Annotated in this window: 17 protein-coding genes and 2 pseudogenes; 8 read left to right on the plus strand and 11 right to left on the minus strand. The window is 54.2% G+C overall.

Annotation, left to right across the window (positions count from 1 at the left end):
* Positions 1 to 104: 104 nt before the first annotated feature.
* Entirely contained in the window at positions 105 to 620 is a 516-nt protein-coding gene (locus tag PSFL_RS01930; RefSeq protein WP_170060614.1) for a hypothetical protein, read from the minus strand.
* Between the two features lie 123 nt (positions 621 to 743).
* On the opposite strand from PSFL_RS01930, the pseudogene PSFL_RS01935 reads away from it, so the two are divergent.
* Positions 744 to 866 (plus strand): annotated as a pseudogene (locus tag PSFL_RS01935) (DUF4113 domain-containing protein); the annotation flags it as partial.
* A 301-nt stretch (positions 867 to 1167) separates the two neighbouring features.
* On the opposite strand, the gene PSFL_RS01940 reads toward PSFL_RS01935, so the two are convergent.
* Positions 1168 to 1509 (minus strand): hypothetical protein, encoded by a 342-nt coding sequence (locus PSFL_RS01940; protein WP_057445079.1) that lies wholly within the window; start codon positions 1507 to 1509, stop codon positions 1168 to 1170.
* Positions 1510 to 1670: 161 nt separating this feature from the next.
* Between PSFL_RS01940 and PSFL_RS01945 the strand changes: the two are divergent.
* Both PSFL_RS01945 and PSFL_RS01950 read left to right on the plus strand, forming a co-directional pair.
* Positions 1671 to 1820: pseudogene (locus PSFL_RS01945) on the plus strand (phage holin family protein); the annotation flags it as partial.
* A gap of 119 nt (positions 1821 to 1939) precedes the next feature.
* The gene (locus PSFL_RS01950; RefSeq protein ID WP_397469637.1) at positions 1940 to 3370 is read left to right on the plus strand and encodes an IS1182 family transposase; all 1431 of its coding nucleotides are present in this window, start codon (positions 1940 to 1942) and stop codon (positions 3368 to 3370) included.
* A gap of 281 nt (positions 3371 to 3651) precedes the next feature.
* On the opposite strand, the gene PSFL_RS01955 is transcribed toward PSFL_RS01950, so the two are convergent.
* Entirely contained in the window at positions 3652 to 4281 is a 630-nt protein-coding gene (locus PSFL_RS01955) for a TetR/AcrR family transcriptional regulator (RefSeq protein WP_397469638.1), read from the minus strand.
* A 93-nt stretch (positions 4282 to 4374) separates the two neighbouring features.
* On the opposite strand from PSFL_RS01955, the gene PSFL_RS01960 reads away from it, so the two are divergent.
* Entirely contained in the window at positions 4375 to 5025 is a 651-nt protein-coding gene (locus PSFL_RS01960; RefSeq protein WP_170060611.1) for an NAD(P)H-dependent oxidoreductase, read from the plus strand.
* Between the two features lie 356 nt (positions 5026 to 5381).
* On the opposite strand, the gene PSFL_RS01965 is transcribed toward PSFL_RS01960, so the two are convergent.
* The 5 genes from PSFL_RS01965 to PSFL_RS01985 all read right to left on the minus strand — a co-directional run bounded on the left by PSFL_RS01965 (position 5382) and on the right by PSFL_RS01985 (position 8660).
* Positions 5382 to 6416, minus strand: coding sequence for a tyrosine-type recombinase/integrase (locus PSFL_RS01965; RefSeq protein ID WP_128593487.1), 1035 nt, complete (start codon positions 6414 to 6416; stop codon positions 5382 to 5384).
* Positions 6417 to 6632: a DUF4224 domain-containing protein gene (locus PSFL_RS01970; RefSeq protein ID WP_029294919.1), complete on the minus strand. Its 216-nt coding sequence runs from the start codon at positions 6630 to 6632 to the stop codon at positions 6417 to 6419.
* A gap of 2 nt (positions 6633 to 6634) precedes the next feature.
* Positions 6635 to 6856, minus strand: a complete 222-nt coding sequence (locus PSFL_RS01975) for a hypothetical protein (protein ID WP_172314872.1) — start codon at positions 6854 to 6856, stop codon at positions 6635 to 6637.
* Positions 6857 to 7066: 210 nt separating this feature from the next.
* A complete protein-coding gene (locus PSFL_RS01980; RefSeq protein WP_397469639.1) occupies positions 7067 to 8161 on the minus strand; it encodes a DNA-methyltransferase in 1095 nt (364 codons plus the stop codon).
* A 52-nt stretch (positions 8162 to 8213) separates the two neighbouring features.
* Complete coding sequence (locus PSFL_RS01985; RefSeq protein WP_397469640.1) at positions 8214 to 8660, minus strand: hypothetical protein; 447 nt, start codon at positions 8658 to 8660, stop codon at positions 8214 to 8216.
* 178 nt (positions 8661 to 8838) lie between these two features.
* On the opposite strand from PSFL_RS01985, the gene PSFL_RS01990 reads away from it, so the two are divergent.
* A complete protein-coding gene (locus tag PSFL_RS01990) occupies positions 8839 to 9354 on the plus strand; it encodes a hypothetical protein (RefSeq protein WP_397469641.1) in 516 nt (171 codons plus the stop codon).
* A gap of 31 nt (positions 9355 to 9385) precedes the next feature.
* Here PSFL_RS01990 and PSFL_RS01995 read toward each other — a convergent pair whose 3' ends face one another.
* Positions 9386 to 11470 carry a DNA cytosine methyltransferase gene (locus tag PSFL_RS01995; protein WP_397469642.1) on the minus strand — a complete coding sequence of 695 codons (2085 nt, stop codon included), beginning with the start codon at positions 11468 to 11470 and terminating at the stop codon, positions 9386 to 9388.
* Between the two features lie 66 nt (positions 11471 to 11536).
* Between PSFL_RS01995 and PSFL_RS02000 the strand changes: the two genes are divergently transcribed.
* A complete protein-coding gene (locus PSFL_RS02000) occupies positions 11537 to 12178 on the plus strand; it encodes a hypothetical protein (RefSeq protein ID WP_397469643.1) in 642 nt (213 codons plus the stop codon).
* A 145-nt stretch (positions 12179 to 12323) separates the two neighbouring features.
* Positions 12324 to 12530, plus strand: coding sequence for a hypothetical protein (locus PSFL_RS02005; protein ID WP_170045109.1), 207 nt, complete (start codon positions 12324 to 12326; stop codon positions 12528 to 12530).
* Between the two features lie 33 nt (positions 12531 to 12563).
* Here the strand turns inward: PSFL_RS02005 and PSFL_RS02010 are convergent, their stop codons facing one another.
* The gene (locus PSFL_RS02010; protein ID WP_397469644.1) at positions 12564 to 13196 is read right to left on the minus strand and encodes a hypothetical protein; all 633 of its coding nucleotides are present in this window, start codon (positions 13194 to 13196) and stop codon (positions 12564 to 12566) included.
* Positions 13197 to 13294: 98 nt separating this feature from the next.
* Here PSFL_RS02010 and PSFL_RS02015 point away from each other — a divergent pair, with 98 nt between their 5' ends.
* A complete protein-coding gene (locus PSFL_RS02015; protein WP_397469645.1) occupies positions 13295 to 13936 on the plus strand; it encodes a hypothetical protein in 642 nt (213 codons plus the stop codon).
* A 42-nt stretch (positions 13937 to 13978) separates the two neighbouring features.
* Here PSFL_RS02015 and PSFL_RS02020 read toward each other — a convergent pair whose 3' ends face one another.
* Positions 13979 to 14344, minus strand: a complete 366-nt coding sequence (locus PSFL_RS02020; RefSeq protein WP_397469646.1) for a hypothetical protein — start codon at positions 14342 to 14344, stop codon at positions 13979 to 13981.
* Positions 14345 to 14352: the final 8 nt, after the last annotated feature.

Below are 14352 nucleotides of genomic sequence, written 5' to 3' on the forward strand. Positions count from 1 at the left end.
GGGGCATGACTGACTGGGCCCAGGGCCAGGTGTTCACCCTGTCGGATAGGGGAGGGGATAGTTTACAGCTCCCTAAAATATGAATTCTCTGCCTAAGAACACCATTAAATTTTTGTGCCTATTATGACTATGCCGTTATGAGTGCTGGTTTTGTAAACGCTTACCTGTCCAGTATTGTCGATAACGTTTGATCGGCATATTTTGATTTCCTTATTTAGTTCTGGCTCGAAGAATTCAATCCCACTACAGCTTCTTCTGCCGCCTGAGGTTTTTTTATAGGCAGTCGTGTAGCTGCTTTGAGTCCCAGTGGAAAGGTAGATTGAAAGTGAAAATGGAATGACTAATATAAGCATGCATACTATAAGTGCGGCTATTGGAGTGCAGATAATGATTTTTATATTTTTGAGAGTGTTGCCTGGTGTGATGTTTGCTTTAAAGAATAACATGCCCAGCGAAGTTATGATTGCTAGTACTGATGAGGCGATAAGGTAGCTTTGTTGTAGATCTGGCTTGAAGAAGGTTCTGGAGTAAATATGGCTATGCCATGTAACAAGCAAGGAGGCAGAGAGCAGCGTTCCAAAAATCAAAGGCACCAAATAACGATACGAGTTCTTGTTCAAATTTGCTCCTCTGTCTTTATCTTGAGGTCGCCTATTATAGGCAATATCAACGCCTACGACCAAGGATTGATCGCGCTGCAGGCGTGCCAGGCGTATGTCAGGGCTTCAGAACCGGCCCTTTGTTCGGTGCCGGCGAATCCTGACGGAGCGATGCGGCGGGAGCTTATGAGTCAGAGCTATACGACAAGACTTGATCAGCTTTGGTCGGTGTCTTGTAGGTATTTGAAGGTACCCGACGATCAGTAATTGCCTGCCAGTCAGTAACTGTTACCTATGTGCGTGAACTGATTTGTAACCCATGTGGGTGAGTCATACCGACTGGGAGCCTTTTGTGCAGCTCTGCTTCGATGCCTGCTATGACATTGACGCCAAGGCATTACACCCAATTGGTGGGATAACTTACAAGATGAATGAGGCCGCTTGAATTCCCGCACGGCTGAGAACATTATTTCCCCATAGTTAATATTTTGCCTACGGCGAGTTTGATAGAGGCCCGACCACATAGTCGGGTTTTTTATTTGCGAAATTATTTTGCGAAGCAAGTTAATCAGGGATGACTATTTTTGCATTGATCCGAAGCCATGATTTTTTTTGCTCGATCAATCTGAGCAGGCATTGGCAACTCCGGATTTCCTGTTATTTCTATTCGTGCTTTTTCTGCGAGATCTTTAATTTCTTCGTAGTTCATATCTAGGCCATGGTCCTTCTGATATTGAGCAACCGCCTGCCCGGTTTTGATCCCCACTTCACCAGGGGCGCCGCCGGCCACAGTCTCTGTTGCCATAACGCAACGGACGACCTGATAAATCTGATCTTTCTTCGTGTCACACGCTGTTAAGAGAAGACAGCTCATAGCGATCAGTATTGGGTAGTGTTTTCTAAATTGCATATTTCGCCTCTCGTTTTGCAGCTCATTAGATCGTGTACCAGGTTCTCCTGGGGGACATATCCGTTTAACGCAGCCGATCGTAACACGTGGCCATATGCTCTTCTCCGAGCCTGAACTTTATCAGCGACTTACCTTTAATCAGCGCAGGTACGACGCCCAACATGCCAGACAAACCAGACACCTGGCTCATCGTGCTTGCATGGCTGAGTCAGCATTCGCCAACGCTTTATGCTGCCGGGCTATCTGCCTTGATGGCTGGTATCAGGATCATCTATGGCGGCGGTAATCGAGGCCGCCGCTCTTTGGAAGGGCATTCTGCACCATGGTGACTAGGAGTTATGTTGAGTGTTCGCTTCTGGCCCAGAGTGTGTAAAAACGCCTTCGCGAACTCTTGCTATGATTTCTGAGGATTTCATCGCAGGGATCGCCCATGAAGCGCTTTATCCAAGGTGAACATCGAGGCCAAGGCACCTTACTTCCAGAGAGCCTCGACGACTACGTCAGCGATACCAATCCGGTGCGGGTAGTCGACGTCTTCGTCGACGAGCTCGACCTGGTCAATCTGGGTTTTGAAGGTGCCATTCCAGCTGATACTGGCCGGCCGGCTTACCACCCCGCGATCCTGCTGAAGATCTACATCTACGGCTATCTCAACCGCATCCAGTCGAGCCGACGTTTGGAGCGAGAAGCCCAGCGCAACGTCGAACTGATGTGGTTGACCGGGCGTTTGATGCCGGACTTCAAGACCATCGCCAACTTCCGAAAAGACAACAGCAAGGCCATCAGAGGCGTCTGTCGCCAGTTCGTTGTGCTATGTCAGCAATTGGGACTGTTCGGAGAACATCTGGTCGCCATTGATGGCAGTAAATTCAAAGCAGCCAACAACCGCGACCGCAATTTCACCAGCGCCAAACTGAAGCGGCGCATGGAAGAAATTGAATCGAGTATCAACCGTTACCTAGCGGCACTCGATGCTGCCGATCGGCAAGAACCCACAGCTTCCGAGCCCAGTGCCGGGCGGCTGGAAGAGAAAATCGCCAAGCTCAAAACTCAAATGAAGGAGCTTCAAACGATCGAAATCCAGCTCAATGAATCGCCGGATAAGCAGGTCTCACTGACCGATCCAGACGCCCGTTCCATGATGACGCGCGGCACAGGAATCGTTGGCTACAACGTGCAGACAGCGGTCGATACTCAGCACCATTTGATCGTTGCACATGAGGTGACCAACGTCGGTTCCGACCGGGATCAACTCAGCTCAATGGCCAAGCAGGCCCGCGAGGCGATGGCGTCAGATACGTTGTCGGTAGTGGCTGACCGAGGTTACTTCAAAAGCGAACAAATCCTGGCTTGTCACGATGCAGGTATCACCGCCTATGTGCCCAAGCCGATGACCTCTGGAGCCAAGGCAGACGGGCGTTTCAATAACGATGCCTTCATCTATGACGCGGCAAAAAACGAATACAGTTGCCCGGCTGGAGAGGCGCTGATCTGGCGCTATACCAACGTTGAAAAAGGCCTGACGTTGCACCGTTACTGGAGTTCGAAATGCCGGGGCTGCGCAATGAAGCCGCAGTGCACACCGAGCACACAACGGCGGGTTCGACGCTGGGAGCATGAAGCCGTATTGGAGGAGATGCAGCTTCGGCTGAGCAAAGCACCGGAGATGATGCGAGTCCGAAAGCGGACGGTTGAGCATCCCTTCGGGACGCTCAAACAATGGATGGGTGCGACGCACTTCCTGACGCGAAAGCTGGCCGGGGTGGGCGCGGAGATGAGTTTAAATGTGCTCGCCTACAACATGAAACGGGTCATGAAAATCATAGGTACTCACGGTTTGATGAAGGCGCTATCGGCATAAAAGAGCTGATTTTGGCCCATCCCAGAGGCTGTAAAACAGCGTTGACGTGTTCCAGGTCGCGACTGATGCAATACGCAGCATTTGCCATGGGATCGTTCAGCCACGAACGTCAATGATCCAAGACCATGAGGCATTGAGCGTTTTTACACACTCTGGGCCAGTTCCGGTCTTTCGCGACCGGCTACAATCGACCCTTTTCGGACGTCCGGTGCAACGTCCGATAGATTCGTGTTTGGCCCTCCGATTCACTAAACGCTCAACTCACCGCTCTCGTCGACACTTTACGTGCCACCGCGCGGGCTTCTGTCGACCATTGCGATGATCGTTTCGAAGAGTTCGTCCTGCGCCTGCTCGGGTGTGATTTCTCCGGTTGCGGCGGCATGGGATAGGGCCTCGGCCGCACCGAGCATCGCCCGAAGACTCGCGGGCGCGATAGAACCCTCTCTGGTAAATGGGGAGAGGGCCATCCGGCACTTGTTCATGAAGATCGCTTCGTACTCGCGCTTGATCTTTTCGAGCTCTGGTGAGCTGGCCAACGCCGCGATCACGCCGGGTATCTCGTTGCCCTGGAGAAGCACACAGTCGACGTAAGACGATGCGATGACCGTCGCAGTTTCCAGCAAGGTGGGTTCGCTCGTCTGAAGCGCGGCGTCCATGAGTGCGGTCTGGCGAGCATCGAACTCCTGATAGAGCGCCGCCAGCAACCCGGGCCGCGTGCTGAAATGATCGTAAACCACGGGTTTTGTCACGCCAGCTTGTTCGGCGAGCCGTCCAAGCGTCAAAGCTTCCGTGCCTTCCTCCCGGACTAGCCGCCAGGCGACGTCCAGCAACTGTCGTTGCCTTTCTTCCCTTGACATGCGCCGACGCGGCTGCGGTCTGGAACCCTGCTCTCTTGTCTCGATGCTTGACATGGCTATATACCAAAAGTAACTTACTGTACGTAACTTACCAATAGTATATAGGGTTCGCCCTTTCGCCCTCAATCACTAGCAGGAGTTTTCGACATGCACGCGCTTATCGTTGTTGCTCATCACGATCCCCAGTCCCTCACCCATAGCCTCGCTTCGCAAATCGCCGAAGGCGTATCCCTGGCAGATCCCGGCAACTCCTTCGAAATCGCGGACCTCTCGGCGCAAGCGTTCGATCCGAGGTTCACTACGGCTGATCTCGCTGTCCATCACAGGGAGGAACCGCCTCCCGCTGATGTTGCCGCCGAGCAGGCGCGGATCGATCGCGCCGATGCCCTTGTGCTGGTCTATCCCATCTACTGGTGGTCGATGCCAGCGCTTCTCAAGGGATGGATCGATCGCGTGTTCGCCAATGGCTGGGCGTTTGATTACAGTTCGGATGCCAAGCTGGTGAAGAAGCTTCGTCACCTGCGCGTTCATCTTGTCGGTGTCGGCGGTGCCGATGGGGGAACCTATGAGCGGCACGGTTATGCCGACGCCATGAAGACGCAGATTGACCATGGGATCTTCGACTATTGCGGCGCATGCGTAGTGACGTCCGAACTCCTACTAGAGTCAGAAATGCAGGATCCGAAGGTTCATATGGACACTGCACGAGCTCTCGGTCGCGAACTTTTCACTGTATCTAAGCGATGCAGTAATAACGGAACCAGTCATAACGGGACAGATTTATTTTCCATGACCTGAACTCCCGCTTCTGGCCGAACGCGGCCATACGACAAGCACCACGAATCGTGGGCAATTTGGTAGTTCGTGTTCGGTCGGCAGGACGCCGAGGGAGGGATAATTGCGGAGTAGAGTCTAAAATTGCGGAACAGAAAAGATAAAGGCCTGCATGAAGTTCATCATGCAAGCCCTTGATATCTATGGTGCCCGAACCCGGAATCGAACCGGGACGCCCTTACGAGCGGGGGATTTTAAGTCCGCATTCAAAGGTATATAAATCAATAAGTTATCGTCGTATCCGGCCCGCAATTGTTTTGAAAAGGAGGCCTTGAAGGCCTTTGTTTTCAAGGGTGCCAAATTAATTGCGGAACGGATTTTCACTTGGTTGGAAGCACTTTCAGGCCCTTACGGCGCCGAATATATTGCTCTGTCATTCCGACAGTTGTATGTCCCAGCTGGTCTCGCGCATCACGGATGCTGCCTGTCGATTCCTCCTTGTCCGTTGCAGCTTTTGCGCGCAGGTCGCGCATCTGAAACGCAGACTTTTCAATCCCGGCCTTCAACCTGGCCGCGTCAAATCTTCCCCTGAGCATGCTCGCCGTCATCGCCTGGCCGTTGTCCATTACAACGAGCTTGGTTGATCGAATCTTGTGCCCCTTTTTCCTTTCAAGAATACGGTCAATGACCACCTTCAGCTCACCAACAACCTCTATCCTGCGCTTCGCACTGGTCTTTCCCTGTTTGATGAGCAGCTGACCATCGAGTAAGTCGCGCTCGTCCATCTTCAGTGTGTCACCAATGCGCTGGGCGGTGAGGTAGAACAGATCTAGTGCATCCTTGAGTGGCTGGTCCGCATGCAGGTACACCGCAGCGAGCATCTCGTCTTCGACGTAGGTGTCCCGGCCGGTCTCCTTGTTCCCTTTGATGCCAGCACAAGGGTTTGCGAGTGACGTATAGCCGCTCTGGCGCGCGAAGTTCCAGATTGCGCTGAGTAGAGCCTTTTCCCGATTGGCTCGCACCTTTGCCGTTTTCGACCGATAGCGGAGGTACTGAACAACATGCTTGGGCTCGATTGCCTCTAACGGCCCGGGTGGGTCATTGAAGAAGACCAGCAGTTGCTTCAGCTCGCGAATGTTGTCTTTTTGGGTGGCCATGGACTTTGTCGGTACCACTTCATCCATGTACTTGTTCGCTACGTACTCAAATGTCAGCACCTGGGCGACGATTGCATTGGCGGCCCGGCTCTTTTCAAGTCGGGCATACTCAACAATTGCGGCACCGTAGTCAGATCCTAGAGCGATCTCCCGGCGCGGCTTATCACCTGCGTCGTAGTAGTAATAAACCCTTCCCCCGGGGCGCAGTCGCTTTCTCAACCGGGGAATGCTGCCGGGGTTAGTGGGTCGTCTTGCCATTTATTGAATTCCCATCCGAGGCTGCCATTCGACTTTCTCAGGCTGCCGGTCATGTTTTCCAACTAGTAGTGATGCGGAGATCACGCATGGCCAGCCATTGCGTTTGATGGTGTGGCGAATGCCATTTCGGGACAGGACAAGTATCTGCCCGGCTTTTGTCTTAGCGCCTGTGAGCTCACAGACATCTTCATGCGACAGAAACTGAATGTCGTCCATGCCTACCTCCCGCCGCCCGCTGTAGGCCGCGCTGTCTTGATGATGTGGATGATGAAACCGAAGGTGAGCAGCATCCAGGCGACGGTGCCGGCGAATGCTGCGATAAGGTGTTGGTCGGTACCGGTGGAGAGCAGCTCCGGCACCTGCCAGAAAAACCAGAAGGTGGACCCCGCCACGTACAGCACGATGGCCGTGATGAGCAGGGTGAGTTTCGTTGCGTACATGGGGTGTCCTTGCCGCGCTGGGCGGCAGAAGGTGAGGGTGAATTGTTCAGAAAGTGGATAGGGACGCGGCCATCAAAGGCAGCTAGTCTTCTGTTGTTCGCCCAGCCAGATGTTTCAGAGCAAACGCTGAGTGGCCTCAGATGGCTGGGTGAACTCTTTTGTGTGTTTCGTTGCCCACCGCTCATCGGCAGGCATGTAGGGGGATTGGGGTTAGGCTGCTGGGTGTTGCGCTGTATCGCGGAAAACATCCATCTGCGCCGCGCCGTCGAGCCAGGCGGCCGCGATCCGGTGTTCAGCCATTGCGGCATATTCCGGGTTCAGTTCGCACAGGATCGATTTGCGGCCTTCCTGCATGGCGACCACCGCCGTAGTGCCGGCACCGCCGAAAGGGTCAAGCACGACGCCGCCGAGTGGCGCGCCGGCCAGGATGCATGGGCGAATCAGGTCTGGCGGGAAGGTGGCGAAGTGGGCGCCCTTGAATCCTTGCGTTGGCACTGTCCACACGCTGCGCTTATTGCGTGTATCCAATGGCCAGTCGCTTTCCTCTCGGTCTGGCCGGTGTGTTCCCAGCGACTGACCAGGAATAGGTTGCTCTCGCTTTGAATCATCACGCTTGAAACTGTCCCGCTTGCTACGCACAGCTTTCATTGGCCCATTCGTCTTTCCGGGCACTCGGTCGCTGCCAAGCTGTTGCTCGAGATCCTGCGCCAGTCGCTTGATCGAACTGTATGCTACAGGCTCCTTGATCGCATCCTGGTCATAGTAATAGCGCGGTGACTTGCTCAACAGGAACAGGTATTCATGCGACTTTGTGCACCGGTCTCTGGTGGATTCAGGCATGGGGTTCGGCTTGTGCCAAATGATGTCCTGGCGCAGGTACCAGCCATCATCTTGAAGGGCGAAGGCGAGGCGCCAGGGGATGCCCATCAAGTCTTTCTGTTTAAGCCCTATCGGCGGTGATCGTCGCTTTCCACGCAGTACCGCTCCGCGTGTAGCCTGAGAAACCATGTCGTGCTTACCTGCTGACCCACCAGGTGCGTATCCCCCTGCGATTGATGCATAGGTGTCGCCCATGTTTACCCATACCGTGCCGTCATTACGCAGCACCCGGCGCACTTCGCGAAACACCTCAACGAGACGCCCGACAAATTCTGCAGGTGTTTCCTCAAGGCCTATCTGTCCGGCCATACCGTAGTCACGCAGCCCGAAGTAGGGCGGAGACGTGACACAGGTGTTCACTGATTGATCCTGAAGCGTCCGCATCGACTCAATGCAGTCGCCGATCAAAACGTGATGCTGTTTCATGGCCTCGGCCCCTTGTAGATGAAGACGTAGGCGAGGCAGAGGGTGGCGATCATCAATAGTCCTCCCAGTTTAAGCCTTGGATGTATTCGTTCGGGATGGTGACGGCCGCATCTGGTATCGCGCTTTCGACTTGAGCGCTGCCGAAATACCCGATAGCCGCCTTGGCGCGCTCCAGGGACAACTGGGCATGCTTCATCTGCCAGGACTTGCGTGCCTTGTAGGAGCGCAACGCCAGCGCCTTGTCGGTGTAGGCGAAGCGCCGGCCCCACTCGGCACCCTCTTTCAGCACGCGCTTACGACGTTTCTTGATCGCCTCAGCAGTCCAGCTGTATTGCGGGCCTTTGACCAGGTCGCAGGTGTGGGTGTCGCCTATGTAGTAGCACTGCTCGGTTTCGCCAATGACCTGATAAGTGATGCAGTGGACCTCAAGACCATCCGGGCCGATGGTGTCGATGTAGCGGAAGTGATCCGGCCAGGCTTTTTGAGTTTCTTTAGGCATGACTTCGTCCTTGCCGCTATAGCGGCTGACTTTTAGGGAGAGGGAGGATTCACTTAGCGGTGAATTGGAGTAAAATGGGAGATTCCGATATTTCAAGCCCTAATTGGATAGTAGGTTTTTTTAATTAGCCTCCTGTCTTTATTTGCAGTGATAATCAAGGTGTAGGAGATTTATTTATATGGAATTTGGGGATTTGAAGAAGTTGGATGTGTCATTGTCCACGAACTTAGCAATTTTCTTCCTTTCATTTGTGGCTCCTGGTTTCCTGATGTTTTATCAGTATGAGCCAGTGACATTTCTCTCAATTGATTTTTCAAAGCTAATCGTTTTGGCGGTGGCAATATCATCGCCAACGTTTGTGTTTCCATTTGTCTTTACTGCGCTTTTCGCGAAGATGATAGCTAGGTGGATGCCGGATAAACGAGACTTATGGGGAACCCCTACGGACTGGTATCTCAGGCACGGTGCCGGTAATGCTCTAAATATGTATACGATGATCGCTGCTGTTTGGTTGTTTGATCTAGGTATTTCTTTTGTTTCTTGGTTAATTCTTTTCACTGTTATTTTGAACTTGTTGTTGGAGTTCGCTGTTCTATGGTTTTTTATTAAGAGACCATCTAGTGTGCACTCCATTTGGTTTGAGCCGATAAGGGCCGTAAGCGCAGTGCAAAGTGAGAGAGAGGATATTGTTTAAACGATCATGTCCAGCCTGTAAATTAGAATAGTTATGCGGCCTGCGCTTGACCTTGTTCGGCGCGCCATGGATCGTTGGCCCGTGCCAGCGCCGCCATCGGCGGCGGGCTGACGCTGTTGCCGCACATGTGCACCTGCTGAGTGATGGTGAAGGGCTTGCCGTCGGCGCCGTGGGTGATGATGTAGTCGGCTGGGAACCCCTGGGCCTTGTACAGCTCAACCGGCTTGAGCATCCGCAGGCAGATATCGACGATCACGTATGGCGTGCCCTGGACCATCACCGTGACGAGTGCCAGGCGATCCTTGGTGGTGATCGTGGGAGCCGGTGCATCGCAAGCGCTGACGTTCTCGGTGCCGTAGTAGCTGATCAGGAAGGCTGCAACGCGCAACGCACCAGCTTCATGCTCAGGCGACAGGGTGAGCGATACCAGGGAGCTCTTGCCGCCACCGCCGGCGGTAATGGTCGGTGCCGGATCTTCCAGGCCCTGGCCAATACTTCCGCCGAATGCCCGCTCCATGAATGCGCTGACCAACCCGTGGTGCTGGCCGCCGGCGCTGATTGTGTGCAGCGGCTCGCCCACGTCCCGTGCATCACAGTTGCCGCGCATATGCACCAGGTGCGCCGTCGCCAGTTGCTGCTGGCTGCCGGTGTTGGTCACCGTGGTCATAGGTTCGCGAATATCTTTGGCGTGCACGGTGTTGAATCCGCCGTTGGCCTGGATCATCACCGCCGCGCTGACGGACTGGCCGCCGCCGCTGGCAGTGACGGTGCCCACCGGGCCGCAGATATCGTTCACCCCGTGGGAGCGGCGTTTGTTTGCGCCCGAGCCTTCGCCGTGACCAGCCTGGACAATGCAGGCTGATGCTACCGCGCGGTGGCTGCGAGTCATAACCGTGCCTACCGGTTGGTCTGCTGCTACTGGGTGACCGGCATACACCGGCCCACCAGCACCAACCATTACTGGGCTGATCAGCGTCAGCTCACCGCGATTCGCGCACGTCACCGTGGGCAGAGGTTCGAGCGGGTCGTTGATCCGGTCACTGCCCTGGTGCGTTGCAGGCGCGATAACCGGGCTGACTACGGAGAACGCCCCGCCCTTTGGGTAGGAGGTGATCGTGCGCAGCGGCTCGCCGGCGGACTGCACGGACTCACCCGACCAGTTCGCAATCGGCACGATGAAGGGCGCCGGGCTGTCGATGACAAACTTCTTCATGCCCTTGGCGACGCGGCGCAGCGTGGCGTCAGCAAGGTCTTTCTTGCGCCCGAAGATGCTTTTGCCCAGGTCACTGAAGTCGATGCAGTCAGCGGCGGTCTTCCACTTCTGCTGGCCTTTTACCGGGTTCTTCGCGTGAGTTGGCTCAGGCCACACAATCGGTTGGCCGTCGCGCCGAGCGATCATAAACAGGCGCTCCCGGCTGGTCGGGGCGCCGAAGTCGCACGCCCTGATCACCTTCCACTCTACGACGTAGCCCATGCCTTCCAGCAGGGCCACAAAGCGGCGCCAGGTGCGGCCGCGTTGCTTTGGGTCAGGCACAAGGAACTGATTCGACACCGGGACTTGCTCACCCGGCGCTGCCACGCGGTTGGTGGTCTTTCCCTTCTTGGTCGGGTGCGGAACCTGGTCCAGCGTCACCACGCGGCCGGTGGCCTTGTCGCGCTTGGCGATCAACCGGCCCCATTGCAGGATCTGCTTCACGTTTTCCAGGCTGATCACCCTGGGGCGCTTCTTGCCTCCCCACTTCAAGCCGATCCACGACAGGTTGCGGATCTCGCGTTTGCGCGGCTGACCGCCGGCCGCCTGGCTGTGGTGCGTGCAGTCCGGGGACATGTGGAACCAGCCCACGGCCTTGCCGCCGCACTCCGTGTCAGGGTCACCCTCGAAAACGTCGGTGGTGAAGTGCTGGGCGCCCGGGTGGTTAACGGTATGCATGCTGATCGCCTGCGGGCTGTGGTTTTTCGCCACGTTCACCGCGCGGCCCAGGCCAATCTCCAGGCCGGTACCGGCGCCGCCACCACCACAGAAGAAGTCGACAACGATCTCATCGTCCTCAGGGTTGAAGCCGAGTCCGTATTGGGTTTTGAAATCGAAGGGGCGTTTTTTCTTGTGAGCAGACATTGATGGTCCTCGCCGGTATATTGGAGTTGGATTTAGGATTAGGGTGGGTGAAGGATGTCTATCTGTATGGCGATATCAGACGTTGACTGGCAATTAACTAAAGATGTTTTTTCGATAGTTGGAACAATTGCAAGTGTGTTTGGTGTTGGTTTGGCGTTCTATATTGGTCTTGTTGGCTTGTCTACATGGAAGCGCCAGTTAAGAGGGACTGCGGACCACAAGCTGGCGAGGGACGCTGCGACAGCTATCTACAAGTATAAAACCGCACTTATACTGTTGTGGGGTTATGCCAGTTCAGCAGCAATGAACACTAGGGATGAAAATTGGGTGGCTTCTATGGGTGAAGATGCATATTCAAGGTCTATTTACCAACCTCATATTGATAAGGCTGAACAAGCAAGGGCGGACCTTGAGCCTATTGCCATTGAGTGCGCGGCCATTTTTGGTGGGGTTTTCGTAGAAGGCTTCCAAAAGCTTTATCAATTTGAAGGGATGTGTTCAAGCTGTATACATAGTTATCTCTATTTGATGTCTTGCATCGGATACGATGAAGAGGCTATAGAAATATCTGAGGGCTCTGTTAAAGCTTGGGCAGAATTCGCAACTAACGGAATTGATAATGCTGAATCTTCAAAGGTATTTGTTGAAAAATTAGTAAGTCCGATGTCTATTGAGCTTGAGAAGAGACTCTTGAAAGAAGTTAAGTAGAAGCTCTTGAGATTTTGACAATGTTTTAAATCGTTGACCAACGCATAGGGCGACTGATTGTCAGTTGATTTTCATCCGGCTGGCACAGTTCGTTGATATGGGGTATTACGGGTGACTGGCATGGGGCCGGTTCAAGGAGGTCAAAATGACGAAGCGCGCTCAGCCATTGTTCACCGTGAAGCAATACGCAAGCCACGTCCCATTCATTTGCATTGAATATGCAACTGCTGACGACGGTATGCCGACTGAATTGTTCGGTTTTGACGTTAAGCCTGGGACGTCGTTTGCTCGGGCCTTGGAGATCGCTCAATACATGAACGATAATCTCGGCGATTTCACAGTTACAGAGTGACCGTAGGCGTCCAGCGTAATGGGAAAGGCTGGATCAGGGCGTGTTGCTTGCCCCGCAGTTCCGGCAGTCCTCGCGATAGCGCTGGGCATCACTGATGAACCGGCCGCAGCCATCACAATTGAACATCATCATTTTGGGCTTTTTCGGCTTCGCCAGCTTGATGCCGGTGCCGCGCAGGGCGTCTTTGATATTCACGTCGTCTCGCTCAACAAGGCGCCGTGAGTGGGCGTCGATGTAGGGCTTGGGCCAGACCACCGCGCCTGATTGACCGAGCTTACCGATCCAGGTCACGGTGTGGGCCCTCGGCACCACCACAGCCTTGGAAAAGTCGCTTGTGAACACGCCATCTTCGCAAAGCCAAATCAGGTTGTTGCCGTTCCAGCACTGCGGCTTCTGGATGTAAAACTCGGCTGCGGCGGGGTGTTGGTCCAGCGCCTCGCTCAAGGTGACATTCTGGCAATCGACACCGACTCGCGCCCGTGCGTCGACATAGGCCTTGGGCCAAGGGATGTCAGTGTCGCGGTGATCGCAAGCGCCATCCCGGTTGAAGACTTGGGCCTTGGCAAGATCGGTGACATATCCAGAGCCACCAAAGCCCCAGAACGACAACCCGTCGCCAACATAGGCGTGGCTGCGACTGTCTTGCAGGTAGAACTGGTCGTCCATGGATTATCTCCAGTCAGGCGCCGCCCACGGTGGCCGGTGGTGGCAATTTGGATTGGGTTGGGGTATACGGTGAGAAATTTTGATGGAGTGATCTAATTATGGAAGGCTTTAGAGATTTTTTTCGCTCAACTTTAGGCTTCGCCTTTAGAACTTTTTGGGTGTGTTTTTTTATTAGTTTCTTTTTAATTTTGGTGGTGCTGACGCTCAGGTTTGCCGGCTCTGTCAAAAGTTCAGACGTTGCGGCATGGGTCCAGGCAATTGGCTCGATAGGCGCGATTGCTGGTGCATATGCGGTCGCGAATTGGCAAATCCAGAAGCAGAAGCATCAACAGGATCAACAGGAAGAGAATCGGCTCCAGGCTATGTATGCCGTGGTCAGATGTGCCGCAGAACATCTAGAGTCAACACGTGTTTTCGCAGCGAAACGTCCGCCCAAGCTAGCGTTCGCCGCATTTTGGCAGTACATGAGCGGGGCATTTGAAGCCTCACTGGAAGCCTTAAAGGTTCTTCCGGTGCATGAGCTAGGTCGTGCAGGGTTAGTAATTAATTGCATGTATATAATCGGTGCAATGAGTAAGCTCCAATCGACAATTGATCAGTACATGATTGAAAGCTTGGATGAAAAATTGGAGGAAACTTACGCTGCTATCATAACTCATGTTGATTTGTCCACCCATTCTTGGACCCAATTCTCAAAGCACGCCGGCATTAGCAGCGATCTTCAGGATTACAATGTTTAGCTTCAGCTTTTCATTTTTACCGAATTTAGCAGGTAGGGTGGGTTAGGCTGGTCTTTCGATGTCGTCGTCAGGCTCTGGCGGATCGTCGGCGAGCGACTTCAGGCCGGCCTCCCGGATTAGGCGAGACACCTTTTCAGTCACTACAAAAGGTGTCGTGACACACTTGAGCATTTGCGCTGCCGTTTCAAATTCGGCGGCGATCACGTTGCGCAGCAGGGTCTGGTGCACCTCCTGCTGGTTGTTGAAGCCGTGCTGCTTCATCAGGCGCTTGAGGTCGGCCTTGAAGATGCCAGCCACCTCAATCGTAAATTTCTCGACGCCCAATGCAGCATCTTTCGCCGCCGCTTTCTCGCGCTTGCGGCGCTGCTTCAACGCTTCCGCCGTCGGCTGCTGCTGTTCCTCGGCCATGGCCTACC

Origin of the sequence: Pseudomonas sp. DD1 (genome assembly GCF_044510355.1) — a bacterium.
Taxonomy (GTDB): domain Bacteria; phylum Pseudomonadota; class Gammaproteobacteria; order Pseudomonadales; family Pseudomonadaceae; genus Aquipseudomonas; species Aquipseudomonas shahriarae.